Origin of the sequence: Micromonospora sp. C97 (assembly GCF_018070385.1) — a bacterium.
GTDB lineage: Bacteria > Actinomycetota > Actinomycetes > Mycobacteriales > Micromonosporaceae > Micromonospora > Micromonospora parva.
The window spans coordinates 386,983-404,310 of the sequence record NZ_JAGPXU010000002.1 but is presented as its reverse complement, the minus strand read 5'-3'; the positions used below and the strand labels follow the sequence as shown (position 1 = coordinate 404,310).

The 17,328-nt window shown below is 73.0% G+C and carries 15 protein-coding genes and 1 riboswitch; of the genes, 7 read left to right on the top strand and 8 right to left on the bottom strand.

Annotated features, from left to right (window positions below; genetic code table 11):
• Positions 1–199 precede the first annotated feature (199 nt).
• The gene (gene groL / locus KBX26_RS05075) at positions 200–1,822 is read left to right on the top strand and encodes a chaperonin GroEL (RefSeq protein WP_030327802.1); all 1,623 of its coding nucleotides are present in this window, start codon (positions 200–202) and stop codon (positions 1,820–1,822) included.
• A gap of 58 nt (positions 1,823–1,880) precedes the next feature.
• Here groL and KBX26_RS05070 read toward each other — a convergent pair whose 3' ends face one another.
• From KBX26_RS05070 to KBX26_RS05060, 3 genes are all read right to left on the bottom strand, one after another.
• The gene (locus KBX26_RS05070; protein WP_030327801.1) at positions 1,881–2,129 is read right to left on the bottom strand and encodes a hypothetical protein; all 249 of its coding nucleotides are present in this window, start codon (positions 2,127–2,129) and stop codon (positions 1,881–1,883) included.
• Between the two features lie 78 nt (positions 2,130–2,207).
• Positions 2,208–3,143, bottom strand: a complete 936-nt coding sequence (locus tag KBX26_RS05065; RefSeq protein ID WP_030327800.1) for a GNAT family N-acetyltransferase — start codon at positions 3,141–3,143, stop codon at positions 2,208–2,210.
• A 43-nt stretch (positions 3,144–3,186) separates the two neighbouring features.
• On the bottom strand, positions 3,187–5,730 hold the full coding sequence (locus tag KBX26_RS05060) for a S8 family serine peptidase (RefSeq protein WP_210864822.1): 2,544 nt from the start codon (positions 5,728–5,730) through the stop codon (positions 3,187–3,189).
• Positions 5,731–5,947: 217 nt separating this feature from the next.
• Here KBX26_RS05060 and KBX26_RS05055 point away from each other — a divergent pair, with 217 nt between their 5' ends.
• Together KBX26_RS05055 and KBX26_RS05050 are read left to right on the top strand one after the other, a co-directional pair.
• Entirely contained in the window at positions 5,948–7,762 is a 1,815-nt protein-coding gene (locus KBX26_RS05055) for a glycerol-3-phosphate dehydrogenase/oxidase (protein WP_210864929.1), read from the top strand.
• 88 nt (positions 7,763–7,850) lie between these two features.
• Positions 7,851–8,384 carry a hypothetical protein gene (locus tag KBX26_RS05050; RefSeq protein ID WP_210864821.1) on the top strand — a complete coding sequence of 178 codons (534 nt, stop codon included), beginning with the start codon at positions 7,851–7,853 and terminating at the stop codon, positions 8,382–8,384.
• A gap of 10 nt (positions 8,385–8,394) precedes the next feature.
• Here the strand turns inward: KBX26_RS05050 and KBX26_RS05045 are convergent, their stop codons facing one another.
• Positions 8,395–9,795 carry an FAD-binding oxidoreductase gene (locus KBX26_RS05045; RefSeq protein WP_030327796.1) on the bottom strand — a complete coding sequence of 467 codons (1,401 nt, stop codon included), beginning with the start codon at positions 9,793–9,795 and terminating at the stop codon, positions 8,395–8,397.
• 68 nt (positions 9,796–9,863) lie between these two features.
• Here KBX26_RS05045 and KBX26_RS05040 point away from each other — a divergent pair, with 68 nt between their 5' ends.
• Positions 9,864–10,148: a DUF4031 domain-containing protein gene (locus KBX26_RS05040; protein WP_030327795.1), complete on the top strand. Its 285-nt coding sequence runs from the start codon at positions 9,864–9,866 to the stop codon at positions 10,146–10,148.
• Here the strand turns inward: KBX26_RS05040 and KBX26_RS05035 are convergent.
• Positions 10,120–10,776 (bottom strand): metal-dependent phosphohydrolase, encoded by a 657-nt coding sequence (locus KBX26_RS05035; RefSeq protein ID WP_245233485.1) that lies wholly within the window; start codon positions 10,774–10,776, stop codon positions 10,120–10,122. The genes KBX26_RS05040 and KBX26_RS05035 overlap by 29 nt on opposite strands.
• Positions 10,777–10,858: 82 nt before the next feature.
• On the opposite strand from KBX26_RS05035, the gene KBX26_RS05030 reads away from it, so the two are divergent.
• Positions 10,859–12,118 carry an FUSC family protein gene (locus KBX26_RS05030; protein WP_051708135.1) on the top strand — a complete coding sequence of 420 codons (1,260 nt, stop codon included), beginning with the start codon at positions 10,859–10,861 and terminating at the stop codon, positions 12,116–12,118.
• 24 nt (positions 12,119–12,142) lie between these two features.
• Here KBX26_RS05030 and KBX26_RS05025 read toward each other — a convergent pair whose 3' ends face one another.
• Positions 12,143–13,402, bottom strand: coding sequence for an aminotransferase class V-fold PLP-dependent enzyme (locus KBX26_RS05025; RefSeq protein WP_210862467.1), 1,260 nt, complete (start codon positions 13,400–13,402; stop codon positions 12,143–12,145).
• Positions 13,403–13,448: 46 nt separating this feature from the next.
• Positions 13,449–13,569: riboswitch (SAM riboswitch) on the bottom strand.
• Between the two features lie 23 nt (positions 13,570–13,592).
• Between KBX26_RS05025 and KBX26_RS05020 the strand changes: the two genes are divergently transcribed.
• Positions 13,593–15,083, top strand: coding sequence for a PrsW family intramembrane metalloprotease (locus tag KBX26_RS05020; protein ID WP_210864820.1), 1,491 nt, complete (start codon positions 13,593–13,595; stop codon positions 15,081–15,083).
• Between the two features lie 32 nt (positions 15,084–15,115).
• Here the strand turns inward: KBX26_RS05020 and KBX26_RS05015 are convergent, their stop codons facing one another.
• Positions 15,116–15,283, bottom strand: a complete 168-nt coding sequence (locus KBX26_RS05015; protein WP_167337262.1) for a hypothetical protein — start codon at positions 15,281–15,283, stop codon at positions 15,116–15,118.
• Positions 15,284–15,376: 93 nt separating this feature from the next.
• Positions 15,377–15,715: a co-chaperone GroES gene (locus KBX26_RS05010; RefSeq protein WP_030327790.1), complete on the bottom strand. Its 339-nt coding sequence runs from the start codon at positions 15,713–15,715 to the stop codon at positions 15,377–15,379.
• A gap of 159 nt (positions 15,716–15,874) precedes the next feature.
• Between KBX26_RS05010 and KBX26_RS05005 the strand changes: the two genes are divergently transcribed.
• Positions 15,875–17,185 (top strand): AI-2E family transporter, encoded by a 1,311-nt coding sequence (locus tag KBX26_RS05005; RefSeq protein ID WP_030327789.1) that lies wholly within the window; start codon positions 15,875–15,877, stop codon positions 17,183–17,185.
• Positions 17,186–17,328: the final 143 nt, after the last annotated feature.

The following is a 17,328-nucleotide window of genomic DNA, read 5'->3' as shown; positions in this document are numbered from 1 at the left end:
CAATGGTCGGGACGGTGGGGCCAGGTTGCACCGGCGTGGAGACGCCGGGGTGACACATGGCCGGTCGTCGCGGGCTATCCGGCCCGGCCGAAGGACGTCGTCGTCGCCAGGTGGCGACGTCCCAAGGTGCGTACACCAGGCGGCCCATCCGGGGCACACATCTCGGGTGGCCCGTGAGTGTCCAGGAGGACAACGCCGTATGGCCAAGATGATCGCGTTCGACGAAGAGGCGCGCCGCGGCCTCGAGCGGGGCATGAACCAGCTCGCCGACGCCGTAAAGGTGACCCTCGGCCCCAAGGGCCGCAACGTCGTGCTCGAGAAGAAGTGGGGTGCCCCCACCATCACCAACGATGGTGTGAGCATCGCCAAGGAGATCGAGCTCGAGGACCCGTACGAGAAGATCGGCGCTGAGCTGGTCAAGGAGGTCGCCAAGAAGACCGACGACGTTGCCGGTGACGGCACGACGACGGCGACCGTCCTGGCCCAGGCCCTGGTTCGCGAGGGCCTGCGCAACGTGGCCGCCGGCGCCAACCCGATGGCCCTGAAGCGGGGCATCGAGGCTGCTGTCGCGAGCGTCTCGGAGGAGCTGTCCAAGCTCGCCAAGGACGTCGAGACCAAGGAGCAGATCGCCTCCACCGCCTCCATCTCCGCTGGCGACAGCACCGTCGGCGAGATCATCGCCGAGGCGATGGACAAGGTCGGCAAGGAAGGCGTCATCACCGTCGAGGAGAGCAACACCTTCGGGCTGGAGCTTGAGCTCACCGAGGGTATGCGCTTCGACAAGGGCTACATCTCGGCCTACTTCATGACCGACCCGGAGCGTATGGAGGCCGTCTTCGACGACCCGTACATCCTGATCGCCAACAGCAAGATCTCGTCGGTGAAGGACCTGCTCCCGATCCTGGAGAAGGTCATGCAGTCGGGCAAGCCGCTGCTGATCATCGCCGAGGACCTGGAGGGCGAGGCCCTCGCCACCCTGGTGGTCAACAAGGTCCGTGGCACCTTCAAGTCGGTCGCCGTCAAGGCGCCGGGCTTCGGTGACCGCCGCAAGGCCATGCTGACCGACATCGCCATCCTCGCCGGTGGCCAGGTCATCAGCGAGGAGGTCGGCCTCAAGCTCGACGCCGCCAGCCTCGACATGCTGGGCCGCGCCCGCAAGGTCGTGGTGACCAAGGACGAGACCACCATCGTCGACGGTGCCGGTGACGCCGAGCAGATCCAGGGCCGGGTCAACCAGATCCGGGCCGAGATCGACAAGAGCGACTCCGACTACGACCGGGAGAAGCTGCAGGAGCGGCTGGCCAAGCTGGCCGGTGGCGTTGCGGTCATCAAGGTCGGCGCGGCCACCGAGGTCGAGCTCAAGGAGCGCAAGCACCGCATCGAGGACGCCGTTCGCAACGCGAAGGCCGCCGTCGAGGAGGGCATCGTCCCGGGTGGTGGCGTCGCGCTGGTGCAGGCCGGCAAGACCGCCTTCGACAAGCTCGACCTGGTCGGCGACGAGGCGACCGGTGCGAACATCGTCAAGGTCGCGCTGGACGCCCCGCTGCGGCAGATCGCCGTCAACGCCGGCCTTGAGGGCGGCGTCGTGGTGGAGAAGGTCCGTAACCTCGAAGCGGGTCACGGCCTCAACGCCGCCAACGGCGAGTACGTCGACCTGCTGGCCGCGGGCATCATCGACCCGGCCAAGGTGACGCGCTCGGCGCTGCAGAACGCCGCTTCCATCGCGGCGCTCTTCCTCACCACCGAGGCTGTTGTCGCGGACAAGCCGGAGAAGACCCCGGCTGCCCCGGCTGGCCCGGGTGGCGGGGAAATGGACTTCTGAGTCCAGTTCCGACACACCGAACGGGGCGGGCCGCTGACGCGGTCCGCCCCGTTCGTCGTCAGGTCGGTAGGGGGCGCTGGTTGCGCCGTTTCTGTGCCCTGCTGTACGGCGGAAGCAGTTGGATCGGCGCGTCCACCATCTCCTGAGGTTCCTCGGCCATCGACGGCTCACCGTCGGTGGTCATCTCGGCCAGTTGCTCGGCGTCGCCGTAGTCGAGCCGGTCGAACGGCAGTTGACCGGGGAGTTCACCCACCGGCTTCCAGGTGATCGGCGGGCCGTCCTCGGTCTGGTTGTCATCCGTGGTCATGGCTGCCTCCTCTACCGAAACGGTAGGGGGCGTCGATGGCCGACGCGGGCGAAAGGATCTACGTCCTGTTTGCCCCGGTTAGGTGGTTGGTAGGGCTCGCCGGTACAGGAAGAAGACCCGCTCGATCCGTGCGCCCGCGCTGCCCGAATAGAACGGCACCGGCCCGACCCAGCCAATCTGTGCCCGGTCCAGCCCCGCCGCCCGCAGGTCGCGCAGGCAACGCCGCAACAGCACCCCACCGATGCCCGACCCCTCGGCGGCCGGCGCGGTGCCCATCGGCCCGAACCAACTCGGCCGCGACGACCCGTACGCCGCGAAGCCGAGCAGCTCGCCGTCCCGCTCCGCCAGGTGGCAACCGGCGTCCGCGCGCCCCACCGACCCGGCCAACTCACCGTCCCAGGTACCGCCGAAGGTGGACCTGGCGAACGCCGTCAACGCCGGCAGGTCCGCCGGCTCCGCCCGCCGTACGGTGACGCCCTGGTCGGCCAGCCGCCGCTGGGCAGCCTCGGTGGACCGCAGTGCCGGCGACCCGTCGTACGACAGGTCCGCTGTCATGTTCCAGGCGGTCCGGTCCTGCTGGTAGCCGAGCGCGAGGGCGGCGCAGACCGCCGGCGTGTAGCGGACGTCGATGCCCGGCCACGCGTAGTACGGCGGATTCCCGGCCAGCAGCACCTCGGTCACCCCCCGCTCGGCGAGCACCCGCTCGGCCCGCTGGAGCAGGGCCCGGCCGACACCCCGACGCCGCTGATCACTGTGAACCGCGACCAGGTCCACGTGCCCGATCCCCGGCTCGGCCGACGACACCGAGCAGATCAGCACCCCCACCAGGTCCGCGCCCCGGTACGCGCCGAGCCCGACCACCGGCCGGTCGGCGGAGGCCCGCGGCCAGAGCACGTCCACGATGGAAGCCGCCTCGGCGGCGTCCTCGGGCAAGTCGAGCGCCTGCTGGCAGAGCCGTACCACGGTGGGGGCCAGGTCGGCGGTCAGCTCGGTGACGGTGATCTCGGCGTCCATGGTCGCCGACCCTAGATCACCGGCTGTCGGGTCGCACCCCCTACTACCGCCGGGCGGCGCGCACGGCGGCGTACGCGTCGACCTGGCCGGCGCCGGTCACGTTCGACGGCCCACCGCAGGCGTCGGAGGGGCTGTCGGAGCGGTAGGTGGGCGTCGCCGCCGTGGCGGTGTCCCGGAGGATCTGCCGGGTCCGGTCCACGTCGCCGACCAGCGCCGGGTTCGCCGACCACATCAACGCGACCACCCCGGCCACCTGCGGGGTGGCCATCGACGTGCCGTCCAGTGCGGCGTACGTGCCGCCCGGCATGGCCGACACCACACCCACCCCCGGTGCCAGCACGTCCGGCTTGCCCGAGCCGCCCGGCACCGGCCCGCGCGAGGAGAACTCCGCCACCCGCCGCTGGGCGTCCACCGCGCCGACGGTCAGCACGTCCGGGTACGGGGCGGGCGGGTCGTCGATCGAGGCGCACCAGGGGCCGGTGTTGCCAGCCGCGGCGACCACGAAGATCCCGGCCGCGTCCAGGGCGGCGGTGGCCGGCCGCAGGACCCGCTGGTCGCAGCCCTCAATAGGCGGGCAGCCCCACGAGTTGGTCAGCACCTGCGGGGCGCGCTCCGGACGGCCGTCGGTGAACGGGTCGCCACCTGCCGGGAACGGCGCCAACATGAACTGGAGGCAGTCCAGGTAGTGCGCGGGGCTGCCGAGGTTGCGGTCGAGGTTGACGCAGCCCACCCACTTCGCGTCCGGTGCCACGCCGATGCCGTCCCGCCCGACCGCGCTGCCCACCGTGTGGGTGCCGTGCCCGCCCTGGTCGGTCGGGCTCCGGGTGTCGTCCCACGGGTCGTACCAGGAGTCGTCTCCACCACGGAACCCGGCGCTCAGCGCGGGATGGCTGCCGTCCACCCCCGAGTCGGAGCTGCCCACCACGATGCCCGTGCCGGTGACCCCGAGCTGGGACCAGACCCGGTCGGCACCGATCTGGCGGATGTTCCACTCCGGGGCGGTGGGTCTGGGCACGTCGCCCCGGCTCTGCCCGGCCGGGGCCGGCAGCGGGCGTAGACGCTGGCTGACCAGCACCCGCGCGACCTCCGGCCGGCCGGCCAGCCAGGCCCGCACCGCCGGGCCGCCGTCGACCTCCACCGCGTTGACCAGGTAGTACGACACCGGGTCGAGGCGCAGCCGGTTCACCTCCCGCAGCAGGTCGCCCTGGCTGCGTTCGGCGGTCGTCACGAGCCGCCGGTAGACCTCCGCCGCGCGGGCGTCCCGCCCGGCCTGACCCGGCGCGCCGGCCGGAAGATCATTCAGGTCGGCCTGGGCGCGCAGCACCACGAACAGCCGCTCGCCGTACAGGCCCGGCTGGCCGGGGCCGAGGTCGACCACCCCGAACGCCACCAGCAGCACCACCGCCGCCACCGCGGCGACCCGCCGGTTCGGGGTGCGTGCCGTCGGCCGGGCGAGCAGCACCGCGTACCCGATGGCGACCACCACCGCGACGGCGAGCCCGACGCCGGCCGCGGCCGCCACCCAGAACGGGATGTCCCGGGTGCCGACCAGCAGCAGGGTGATCTCTTCCGGGTCGGTGAAGGCCAGCGGGCCGAGCGCGGCCAGGCCCACGAGCCAGCCGGTCGCCGCCCGACCCGCCCGCCTGGCCTCGGCCGGATTGGCGCCGGACCGCCAGGTCGCCGCCCAGAGCGCGGCCAGCGCGAACCCCACCGGCGGCACTGTCAGCAGCCCGGGAAGCTGTCCGCCGGACTGGCCGGCCCCGGCCGCGAGCAGCAGCAACGCCACCCCGGCGACCAGGCCGCCGACCAGCACCAGTCGAGCCGGCCGGGGCGGTCGACCAACCGCGAACACGGACCAGAAGGGGGCATCCAGCAGGGTCGCGGCGAGCACTCCCAGCGCGGCGGCCGCCAGCAGCGCGAGCGCGGTCTCCAGGAGGCCACCGAGCGCACCCAACCACGCCCACGGCAGCAGCAGCGCCAACCCGGCGGCGACCGCGAGCAGCGGCACCGGGCCGGGCCGGCGCGGGCGTCGCTGGGGTGCGACCGGCTCCGCGTTCCCGGTGGCCTCGGGCCGGGTGGCGTCGCCGTTCCCGGTGGTCTCGGGCCGCGTGGCGTCGCCGTTCCCGGTGGGTGCCGGGCCGCCGACCGGGCCAACCAGCCCGGGGTACGCCCACCGGCGCGCCGCCCAGCGGACGGCGAGTGCACCGAGCAACGCGACGCCGGCCAGCGCGGCGAGGTACGCCTCGTGGTGCACCGGTGGCACGACCCGCAGCAGGGTGAGCACGCCGAGAGCGAGTGCGCCGAGCAGCCAGACCCGCCCGGTGGCCCGGACCGCCGCCGACCGGGGTGCAACGGCAAGCAGCAGGGCGGGCGTGCCGAGCAGCGCCACTGTGGCCAGGCCGAGCACCGGCCAGAGCCAGCCGAACCGGTCCCGTCCGAAGCCCAGCAGCACCTGGTCGGTGAGCCAGCCGCCGGTCTGGGTGCCCACGGTGACCGCTACCGTCCAGCAGCCGACCAGCACTGCCGCGACCACCGGCCATGGGGACGTTCGAGAGCTGACTGCGGGGTACCCGGGTTGACCGTGCATCCGAGAACCTTACGACCACGGTGAACGGTTCCGGACCGAGTGCCACCTCGAAGAATCGTCGAGATCTTGGACAGTTTCCGTTAGCAGCTAACGGAAACTGTCCAAGATCTCCGACAGGCGAGGGTCGCGAAATGGGCATTTGGGGCTATGCGGCGCGGGCGGCGAAATGTCGACACGTCGGCCCGGCGGTTACGGTGGACGGGTGCGCGACCCCAATATCTCCCGATCCGTCGCCGGTCAGCTCTCACCGGTCCGCCGTGCGTCCGACCTGCGTCGACTACGTGCCGAGCGCTTCGATGTGCTGGTCATCGGCGGTGGGGTGACCGGTGCCGGTGCCGCGCTGGACGCGGCGTCCCGGGGCCTGAAGGTGGCGCTGGTCGAGGCGCGTGACCTCGCGGCGGGCACCTCCAGCCGGTCCAGCAAACTCATCCACGGTGGCCTGCGTTACCTGGAGCAGTTGGAGTTCCACCTGGTCCACGAGGCGCTCACCGAGCGCGGCCTGCTGGCCACCCGCCTCGCGCCGCACCTGGTCCGCCCGGTGCCGATCATGGTGCCGCTGCCGGCGGGGCGGGGCCTGCGGGACCTGCCGGCCCGGGTCTTTCGTCGCTCGTACTACGGCGCGGGCGTGGCCGCGTACGACGCCTTCGCGGGGGTCTTCGGCGGTGGCCGGGGTATGCCGCTGCACCGTCACCTGACCCGGGAGGGTGCCCGGCGGATCTTCCCGAGTCTGCGGGCCGACGCGCTGGCCGGGGCCATCCGCTACTACGACGGGCAGGTCGACGACGCCCGGCTGGTGGTCACCCTGGCCCGCACCGCGGCCAGCCTGGGCGCCACCGTGGTGAGCAGTGCCCGCGCCGTCGGGCTGATCCGGCAGGCGCGCGAGGTGACCGGCGTCCGGGTCCGGGACCTGGAGGCCCCGCCCGGTTCACCGGACGCGGAGTTCGAGGTGCAGGCCCGCACCGTCATCGCCGCCACCGGTGTGTGGAGCGACGACATGTCCCGGATGCTCAACGACGTGGGCCTGCGGCCCGGGGTCCGGGTGCGCGCCTCCAAGGGGGTGCACCTGGTGGTGCCCCGCTCGGCGATCACCGGCGAGACGGGGCTCATCCTGCGGACGGCGAGTTCGGTGCTCTTCGTCATCCCGTGGGGCGGGCACTGGATCATCGGCACCACGGACACCGACTGGCGGCTGGACCGCTCCCACCCGGCCGCCTCGGCCCGGGACATCGACTACCTCCTCCAGCAGGTCAACACGGTGCTGGACCGGCCGCTGACCACCGCCGACATCGAGGGGGTGTACGCCGGGCTGCGGCCGCTGCTGGCCGGCGAGGCCGACTCGACCTCGAAGCTCTCCCGTGAGCACGCGGTCTTCGAGCCGATGCTCGGGCTGTTGCTGGTCGCGGGCGGCAAGTACACGACGTACCGGGTGATGGCGTCGGACGTGGTCGACCGGGCCGCTCGCCGCCTCGGTGGGGCCCGCGCGTCGCGCACCGCCGACCTGCCGCTGCTCGGCGCCGACGGCTACCCGGCGATGTGGCGGGACCGGGCCGACCTGGCTCGCCGGCACGGCGTGCCGGTGGGCGTTGTGGAGCACCTGCTGGAGCGGTACGGCACCCTCACCCTGGACCTGCTGGCGCTGGTGGACGCCGATCCACTGCTGGCGTCCCCGCTGGCCGGTGCTCCGGAGTATCTGGCGGCCGAGGTCGCCTACGCGGCGCGGGCCGAGGGTGCGCTGCACCTGGAGGACGTGCTGACCCGACGGACCCGGATCTCGTTCGAGACCAGCCACCGGGGGTTGGAGTCGGCGGAGCACACCGCCGAGTTGATGGGGGCGGTGCTCGGTTGGGATGCGGCCACCCGGGCCCGCGAGGTCGAGCACTACCGCGCCCGGGTGGAGGCGGAGCGGCAGTCCCAGTTGATGCCGGACGACGCGGCGGCGGACGCCGCCCGGTTGGGCGCTCCGGACGTCCGGGGTTACGCGGCCGACCGGGGTGGTGACGGTCAGGCGGAGCTGCGACAGTCCGCTCGGTGACGAATTGCGACGTTACCAATGGGTAACTATCGATACCGACCCGGATGGTGGTTTCGAACGCTACCTACGGTGGGGTAGGTTTCCGCGCGTGCAACACCGCGCCCGCCCTCGTCTGCTCGGACCCCTGCTCGCCGTCGCACTCGCCAGCGCCCTGACCGGGTGCTCGCTCTTCGACCGGGACAAGCCGAGCAGCTCGGTGGAGCAGACGACGGGCACGGCGGGTGGCGGATCGCAGCTGGAGATCCCCACCACTGTCGCCGCCGGCCAGGTCAGCCTGCTCCAACGCCTCGGTGAGGACGGGCCGATGCGCACCCTGAGCGTCGAGCGCAACGGCGCGTGGCAGTGCGTCGACTGCGCCGGCGACGGGGTGACCTCCCGGGGCACCCTCGCACCGGAGTTGACCGAGCGGCTCCAGGTGCTGCTGGCCAACCCGGCGCTGGCCGACGAGACCGATCAGGCCCGGCGGTACCGGACCACCTGCATCGACGCGCTGACGTCCAGCCTCATCACCTCGACCGGGCTGATCACCTCACAGGACTGCCCCGGTGAGGAGCTCACGCCGGTCGCCGGGGAGATCCTGCTGCTGCTGACCCAGGCCACCCCGGCCGAGGTCAAGGGCTGACCGCAGCCGGTCAGAGCACCTTGCCCGGGTTGAGCAGGCCGGCCGGGTCGAGCGCCGACTTGATCGCCTGATGTACCCGGACGCCGACCGGACCGACCTCCTGGGCCAGCCAGTCCCGCTTGAGCAGCCCCACCCCGTGCTCGCCGGTGCAGGTGCCGCCCAGGTCCAGGCCGAGCCGCATGATCTCGTCAAAGGCTCGCCGGCCCCGCGCCACGCTCGCCGGGTCGGCCCGGTCGACCACGATGTTCGGGTGCATGTTGCCGTCCCCGGCGTGCCCCACCACGCCGATCGGCACCTCGCACTCGGCGGCGATCCGGGCGACCCCGTCCAGGAGCGCGGCGAGTGCGCCCCGCGGCACCGCCACATCGTCGATCACCAGGCCGCCGTTGCCGCCCGGGTAGGTGTCCGCCGCGAACTTCTCCATGGCCGGGTGGGCCAACCGGCGGGCCTGTAGCAGTGCCGCCGCCTCCACCGCGTCGGTGGCCGCGTAGACCTCGTCGGCACCGACGGCCTCGCACACCTCGGCCAGCACCGCCAGGTCGTCCGCCGCCCGGGTGCCGGTGTCCGCGGCGGCCAGCAGCAGGGCCTGCGCGTCGGTCCGCAACCCCATCGGCTGGTACGCCTCGATTGCCCGCAGGTGGGTCTGGTCCAGCAACTCCAGCAGGCTGGGGGTGAGTCCGCGAGCCGCGATCTCGGCCACCGCCGCGCCGGCAGTGGCGACGGACGGAAAGACCGCCACCAGGGTCAGCGAGTCGGCCGGGGCGGGCCGCAGCGCCACGGTCACCTCGGTGATCACGCCGAGGGTGCCCTCCGAACCGACGAACAGCCGGGTCAGGTCGTAGCCGGCCACCCCCTTGGCCGTCCGCCGCCCGGTGCGCAGCACCTCGCCGGAGGCGAGCACCACCTCCAGGCCGAGTACGTACTCGGTGGTCACGCCGTACTTGACGCAGCACATGCCGCCGGCGTTGGTGGCCACGTTGCCGCCGATCGTGGACGACTCCCAGGAACCGGGGTCGGGCGGGTACCAGAGGCCCTGCTTGGCCACCGCACCGGCCAGCGCCGCGTTGACCACCCCCGGTTGGACCACAGCGATCCGGCTCACCGGATCGATCTCCCGGATCTCGTTCATCGCGACGGTGCTGAGCACCACCGCGCCGTCCACCGCGTTCGCCGCGCCGGCCAGCCCGGTCCGCGCACCCTGCGGCACCACCGGTACGCCGTGTCGCGCCGCGGCCTGGACCACGGCGACCACCTGCCCGGTGTCGCGCGGGCGGGTCACCACCAACGGCAGGCCGGCGGCGCACAGGTCGGCCTCGTCGCGCTGGTGCATCAGCAGCAGGTCCGGGTCGGTGAGCACGGCGTCGTCACCGAGCGCGGCGCGCAGGTCGTCGAGGAGCGCGGTGGCAGCCATGCAGCCGAGGCTAAGCCGCCGACCGGCGATCAACAACATGATCGACTCGACGGGATAGCTTGGACATCATGCTCTACCTGGACCGGCCGGCCTGGCCGTGGCGCGGCCGGCTCTGGTCGCACCTGATCAGTGACGTCTCGTACGCCGAGCTGCACGCCTTCGCCGAGACGCTCGGCGCGCCGAGGCGCGGCTTCGACCGGGACCACTACGACATCCCGGCCGACCGGTTCGCGGCGGCGGTGTGGCTCGGTGCGCAGGTCGTGCCGAGCCGGGAACTGGTCCAGTTGCTCCGCAGCACCGGCCTGCGTCGCCCGAAGCACCTGGTCAGCCCGCGTTCTGCGGCTCCCCGCTGAGCGCGGCGAGTTCCCGGCGCACGTTGGCCCGGGCAGGCTCTTCCCACCGGGTCGCCAGCGGCGGCAGCCGGAACAGCGCGGGCAGCGCCAGCAGGCCGGTCAACACCGCGGCCCGTCCAGCCCGGAAGGCCGGCTCCGGCACGTGGGCGTACTCCCGGCGGATCGCCGCCGCGTACCGCTCGTAGCGGGCCGGCGGCGCGGCCAGCACGGCCAGGTCCGCATCGCAGAGCAGCGCGCCGTCCCGGTCGTCCGGGGTCACCGAGTGCCCGGCGGTGAGCACCACCAGCCGGTGCACCTCGGCCACCGTGGACGTCGGCACCCCGAGCCCGGTGAGCACGCTCCCGGCCAGTGCCGCGCTGTCGCGTTCGTTGGCGTCGCCAGCGGCCCGGGGGTCGTAGACCACGTCGTGGAACCAGGCCGCCAACCGGACCACGTCGACCCGATCGGCCAGGTCGGCGTGCTGGTCCACCACATCGAGCACCGCCGTCAGATGGGCCAGCGTGTGATAGTGCCGGTGCGGCTCCCGCCACCGGGCGATCACCATCTCCCCGGCCCGGGTCGTGTCCGGGTCGGGCCTCGCGCCGGCATCCCGGGCCGCCGCCCGCCACCGGTCCAGCAGATCAGCCACCGCCCGAGTCTGCCGCATCCGCCCGCGACGCGCCGGACGGGAGGATTCAGCGAGCCCACCACGGGTAGTCGCGCCCATGGCCGTGGCCCGCGACAAGCGACCTCCGGTGGTACGACGTACCGCGCTGCGTGAAGGGCTGGTGGACATCGACGGCGCGCGGATCGCCGAAGCCACCCAAGAGCTGCGTCACCGCGGTCGAGCCACCCTGCACGACCGGCTGCACCGGGTACGGATGGCCGGTGGGCTCGCCGTGCAGGCCGGGCTGGCGGCCGGGCTCGCGTACTTCGTCTCGCACCGGCTGCTCGGCAACCCGCAACCAGTCTTCGCGCCGATCTCCGCGGTCGGCACCCTGGCCGCCTCGGTCGGTCAGCGGTTCCGCCGGACGGTGGAGCTGATCGTCGGGGTGGGCGTCGGGGTGGCAGTCGGTGACCTGCTGATCTACTTCCTCGGCACTGGCGCGTGGCAGCTCGGCCTGGTGGTCACCGTGGCGATTCTGCTCACCATCTTCGCCGGGGCGAGCGTGGCGATCGTCATCCAGGCGGCGGCCACCGCGGTGCTGATCGTGACGCTGAGCCCGTCGACCCAGAACCTGGAGATCCCCCGCTTCGTCGACGCGTTCCTCGGCGGTGGGATCGCGCTGCTGGTCACGGCGGTGCTGCTGCCGCTGAACCCGCTCCGGGTGATCAACCGGGCCGCCCGACCCGCCCTGGACCTGCTCGCCTCCCAGCTCGACGCCACCGCCGACGGGCTGCGCAACCGGGACCGCGCCACCATCCAGGGCGCGCTGGAGAGGTTGCGCAACAACAAGGAGGAGTTGGCCACGCTGGGCGAGGCGATCGAGGGGGCGAAGGAGACCGCCACCCTCTCCCCGGCCCGTTGGCACCGCCGCGACGAACTGACCCACTACGCCGAGGCGGCCGACCCGATCGACCGGGCGATGCGCAACAGCGGCACGTTGATCCGCCGGTCCGTCACGCTGGTCGAGGACGAGGAACCGGTGCCCGATCCGATGCCGGACGCGATCGGCCACCTCGCCGAGTCGGTCCGGCTGCTCAAGCACGAGTTCGCCGCCGGTGAGGAGCCGGAGAAGGCCCGGGAACGGTCACTGCGGGCGGTCAGCGAGGCCGGCCGGGCGTACGGCGAGGGGGTCGGCTTCTCCGGCAGTGTGGTGGTCGCCCAGGTCCGCACCACAGCGAGCGACCTGCTGGTCGCCTCCGGAATCGAGCAGGAGGAGGCGAACCGGTGGATCCGCACCGCCTTCGGGGAGCAGGAACGCCCGGTCGGTGAGCCCGCCGAGCCCGGCGAGGCGCCGAAGCCACCCACCGCCCCGCCGATCGGCTGAGCGCGGGCCGCCGCCGGCCGGGCCTCAGCCCAGCTCGGCCAGCGCCGCGAGCAGCCGGTCCACCTGGGCGGCCGTGCTGCCCAGCCCGATGCTGGCGCGCAGCGCGGTGGGCGGCAGGTCCCGCCGGCCGGTACGTCCCGCCGCCTCACTGAGCAGCCGCCGGGCCAGCGGGTGGGCACAGAACAACCCGTCCCGTACGCCGATGTGGTGCTCGGCGGCCAGCCGGGTGGCCACCTCGGTGGAGTCCCGACCGGCGACCACGAACGAGACGATGCCGACCCGGGGCGCGTCCGGGCCGAAGGTGCGCAGCTCCACGACGTGCGGCAGGGCGGCGAGGCCGGTCCGCAGCCGGGCCAGCACTGCCTGCTCGTGGGCGGCCAGCGCGGCCCGGTCCGCGTCGTCGAGCGCCGCGCACACCGCCGCCAGCGCAACCGCGCCGAGCAGGTTCGGGGTGCCGCCCTCGTGGCGGGCCGGACCGGTCGCCCAGGTCACGTCGTGGGTGGCCGGACCGACGTGACTGGTGGCCCCGCCGCCGGCCAGGTACGGCGGCGCGGCGTCCAACCAGTCCGCCCGGCCGATCAGCACGCCCGCGCCGAACGGCGCGTACAGCTTGTGGCCGGACACGGCCAGATAGTCGACGTCCAGCGTGAGCAGGTCGACCGGGGCGTGCGGGGCGAGTTGCGCGGCGTCGAGCACGATCCGGGCACCGTGCCGGTGGGCCACCCGCGCCAACTCGGCGACCGGCCACCGCTCACCGGTCACGTTGCTCGCACCGGTCACCGCGACCAGCACCGGCAGCGCCGGGTTGCTGCCCCGACGCAGCTCGGTCAGGGCGGCGGCGAGATCGCGTACCGCCCCGTCGGGATCGGTGGGCACCGGCAGCCGCACCGATCCGCGCGGCCAGGGCAGCAGGTTGGCGTGGTGTTCGCCGGCGAACGTGACGACCGTCGTGCCGGCCGGCACGGCCCGCGCCAGCAGGTTGAGCGCGTCCGTGGTGTTGCGGGTGAAGATCACGTGATCGTCGGCGCGAGCGCGGAAGTGGTCCCCGATCGTCTGCCGGGCCTGCTCGTAGGCGAGGGTGCAGCGTCGCGACAGCGCTCCCGCGCCGCGGTGCACGCTGGCGTACCAGGGCAGCAGCTCGGCCACCGCGTCGGCGGCGGCCCGCGCGCACGGTGCGCTGGCCGCGTAGTCCAGGTTGATCTCGCCGGGCACACCGAGGACGTCGAGCGGCGCGGACGGCCTGGCGGGCACTGTGGGCAGCGAGGGAACGAGGGTGACGGACACGCCGGAACCTCCGGGGTCAGGGACCCCGGGTGCGACATCGGGACGGGGTCCGCGCTTGCCCAGCACACCGATCGGGCTGGGCCCGGTCATCACCCGGGGCACCCCACCGCGAACTCGACGAGGGTTGCCGGCCAGCAAACCGGGGTTTGACGCTGGCGCTCGTGACCTGCCGGCAGCATAGCGGCTACCGATGCGGCCGAACCAGCCGGCGGTGGATGGCTACGCTGACCGCATGGCCGACACCCCGCCCGGTTCACCGCTGCCGCCGTCGCCCGCCGGCCCGCCCGCGCCCGCCGCCCCGCCGGTGGCCGAGACGCCCCGGATGCCGCTGCGCCGACTGGGCTGGCGGCGGTTCCTGGTGCTGGCCGGGGTGGTGCTGTTCATCGCGGCGTGCGCGGTGTTCATGGTCTTCACGCTCGGCCAGTCGCTCGGTGCGCAGGCCCTGCTGATCGGGGTGGTGGCCGCCATCCTGCCGGTGCCGGTGCTGGTCGGCTGCTTCCTCTGGTTGGACCGGTACGAACCCGAGCCGCTGAAGTATCTGATCTTCTGCTTCGCCTGGGGTGCGTTCGTCTCCACCGCCGCCTCGCTCACTGTGAACGACTTCGCGGCCAACCGGTTCGCCGACTGGGGCCTGCCGTCCGCGCTCACCGGGGTGCTGGTGGCGCCGTTCATCGAGGAGTTGACCAAGGCGCTGGGCCCGATCCTGCTGCTGGTGTTCCGCCGCCGCGAATGGTCCGGGATCACCGACGGCCTGGTCTACTGCGGGCTCTCCGCGGTCGGCTTCGCGATGGTGGAGAACATCCTCTACCTGGGCGGGTTGGGCTACGCCTCCGGTGCCGACCGCTATGGCCCGGCGACCGGCATCCAGCAGGTCATCGCGATCTTCATCCTGCGGATCCTGCTGTTCGGGTTCGCCCATCCCCTTTTCACCTCGATGACCGGTGTGGGGCTGGGGATCGCCTCCCGGACGGCCGACCGGCGCATCCGGGTGCTCGCCCCGATCGCCGGCCTGCTGCTCGCGATGATGCTGCACGGCACGTGGAACCTGCTGCCCACGCTCACCCAGGCCACCGGCGAGGCGGTGATCATGCTGTACGGCTTCCTGGGCCTGATGGTGCCGGTCTTCTTCGGCACCGTGGGGCTGGCGCTGTGGCTGCGCGCCTGGGAGGGGCGGCTCACCGAGCGGGTCCTGCCCGACTACGTACGCGCCGGCTGGCTCAGCCCGCCCGAGGTGGCCGCCCTGAGCAGCCTCGGCAGACGACACGCCGCCCGCAGTTGGGCGCGGCGGGTGGCCGGCGACGCCGGGGTGCGGGCGATGCGGGGTTACCAGTCCGCCGCGACCCGGCTGGCCCTGCTGCGCGACGGGACGCTGCGCGGTCTGGACCGCAAGCCCGCCGACCAGGAGCGGACCGCACGTGAGGAGCGGGAGTTGCTGGACGCGATCAGCGCGTACCGGACGTTCTTCGTCGGTCGGGACCCGCAGGCCCCGGCGGGGGTCTGGGACGGCAGCCGCTACCACCTGCGCTTCCCGGACGGCACCCAGCGCCCGGTGGACGCGCCGCACGAGCCGGTGGTGCCGATCCCGGTGGTGCTGGCCCCCGCCCCGGCTCCGGTGGGGTACGCGGCACCCGGCTGGCCGGGGCCGCGGTCGGCGCCGCCCTGGCCGCCGACGCACCCCTGAGCGCTGCCGACGGGCGGCGGGCGGCGGGCGGCTCAGGTCATCAGCGAGGTGAGGAAGTCACCGAGGCCCTGGAACATCGCGATCAGCGCGGCCCCGATCGCCCGGAACATCTGCGCGGCACCGTCCGGCCGGAAGGCCATGAAGTAGATCAGGAACGCGACACTGCCCCAGGTCAACAGCTTCTTCACGAATACCGGCATCGTCCCTCCCCAGGGCCACGGTCGCCGGATGGCTTCCCGTCGTGCGGCCGGGCAAACGGTGCGCGACGGGGCCTGGTGGCCGGGGGAGGTGCGTCAGAGGTAGAGGCCGGTCGAGTCGTTCTCGATCCGCTCGGCGGCGACGGCGTGCACGTCCCGCTCCCGCAGCAGCACGTAACCGCGGCCGTGCAGCTCGACCTCGGAGCGGTCGTCCGGGTCGAAGAGCACCCGGTCGCCGGAGACGATGGCGCGTACGTTCGGCCCCACCCCGACGGCGGTGGCCCAGGCGAGGCGCTTGCCGACCGCCGCGGTCGCCGGAATGACGATGCCGGCGGTGGAGCGGCGTTCGCCCTCGCTGCCCTCCATGCGTACCAGCACGCGGTCGTGCAGCAGGCGGATCGGCAGGCCGGCGTCCAGATCGTTGTCGGCGGTCACGCCGCAGACGCTACCGTGTGGGCCGACGGCTACCGGCCGGTGGTTACGCCGGAGGTGGTCGGGGCATTGTGTGGCGGAACCCCCTACGGTGTCGGGAACGGACGTATGCTGTCCGACCTGTCACCGTGGGCGGGCCGGGTTCTCTGCCAGGAGGTGCGCTTGAGCCGCTTCGAGCGGGTACGCGGGCGGCTTCGCCGCGCCTACCAGTCACGACAGGCGTCGGCGCGCGCCGACGAGGGCGCGGCGGATGACGCGCTGAACGACGCGTCGCCGGCCGCCCGGGTGGCATCGCCGGCCGTGCCGGGGCCGACCGCGCCGACGAGCGCCACTGTCTACGGCGCGGAACCACCGGTGGACCTGCACAGCTCCACGTCCAGCCGGGACGACGCCGACGTTCCGCACGGGCTGCGGATCGCCGCCGCGTGGTGTTGGCGACTGATCGTGATCGGCGTGGTGGCCTGGGCCCTGCTGCGGATCGTCGGCACGATCAAGATCGTGATCATTCCGCTGGCCATCGCGCTGCTGCTCTCGGCGCTGCTCGCGCCGGCGGTGGGCTGGCTGCTGCGGATCCGGTTCCCCCGGTCGCTGGCGACCGCTGTGGTGCTGGTCGGCGGCCTGGCCGCGGTGATCGGCACGCTGACGCTGGTGGTCAACGAGTTCATTCGTGGCGTACCGGAGCTGAGCGAGAAGTCGTCGGAGGGTGTCCGGCAGATCCAGAACTGGCTGAAGACGGGGCCGCTGCACCTCTCGGACACTCAGCTCGACCGCTACATCGACGAGGCGCAGGCCTGGATCAACTCCAACACCTCCAATCTGACAAGTGGCGCCCTGAGCACCGCCGCGACGCTGGCCGAGGTGCTGACCGGCACGCTGCTGGTGCTCTTCGCGACGTTCTTCTTCCTGCGCGACGGCAACCGGATCTGGCGCTTCCTGGTCCGGCTGCTGCCGGTGGCCGCCCGGTGGAAGGTCGACGACGCGGGTCGCGCCTCCTGGCACACGCTCGGCGCCTACGTCCGCGCGACCGTGCTGGTCGCCTTCATCGACGCGGTCGGCATCGGCATCTTCCTGGTCGTCTTCGACATTCCGTTCGCCTTCCCGCTGGCCGCGCTGGTCTTCCTCGGCGCGTTCATCCCGATCGTCGGTGCGGCGCTCTCCGGCGGCGTGGCGGTGCTGGTGGCCCTCGTCGACAGCGGCCCGGTCACCGCGTTGATCATCCTTGGCGCGGTGATCGGCGTGCAGCAGATCGAGGGCCACGTGCTCCAGCCGTTGATCATGGGCCGGGCGGTCGCCCTCCACCCGCTCGCGGTGATCATCGGCATCGCCGCCGGTGTGGTGCTCGCCGGCATCACCGGCGCGCTGGTCTCCGTGCCGCTCATCGCGGTGCTGAACACCGCCGTCCGCAGGCTCGCCGCCCGGAGGGTCCCGGACACCCCGCCCGACGCCGTGGTGGTCGCCGCCCAGGCCCCCTAGCTCCGGGCGCGCCCGCGCCTTGTGCGCCCGGACCCGATGGGTCACGCCGTCGACCGCCTGATCACGCACGAACAGGGAAAGAGTGGCCCCCAGTGCGGGAGGCCACTCTTTCCCTGTTGTAGCGCGATCTTGGCCGTGCGCCG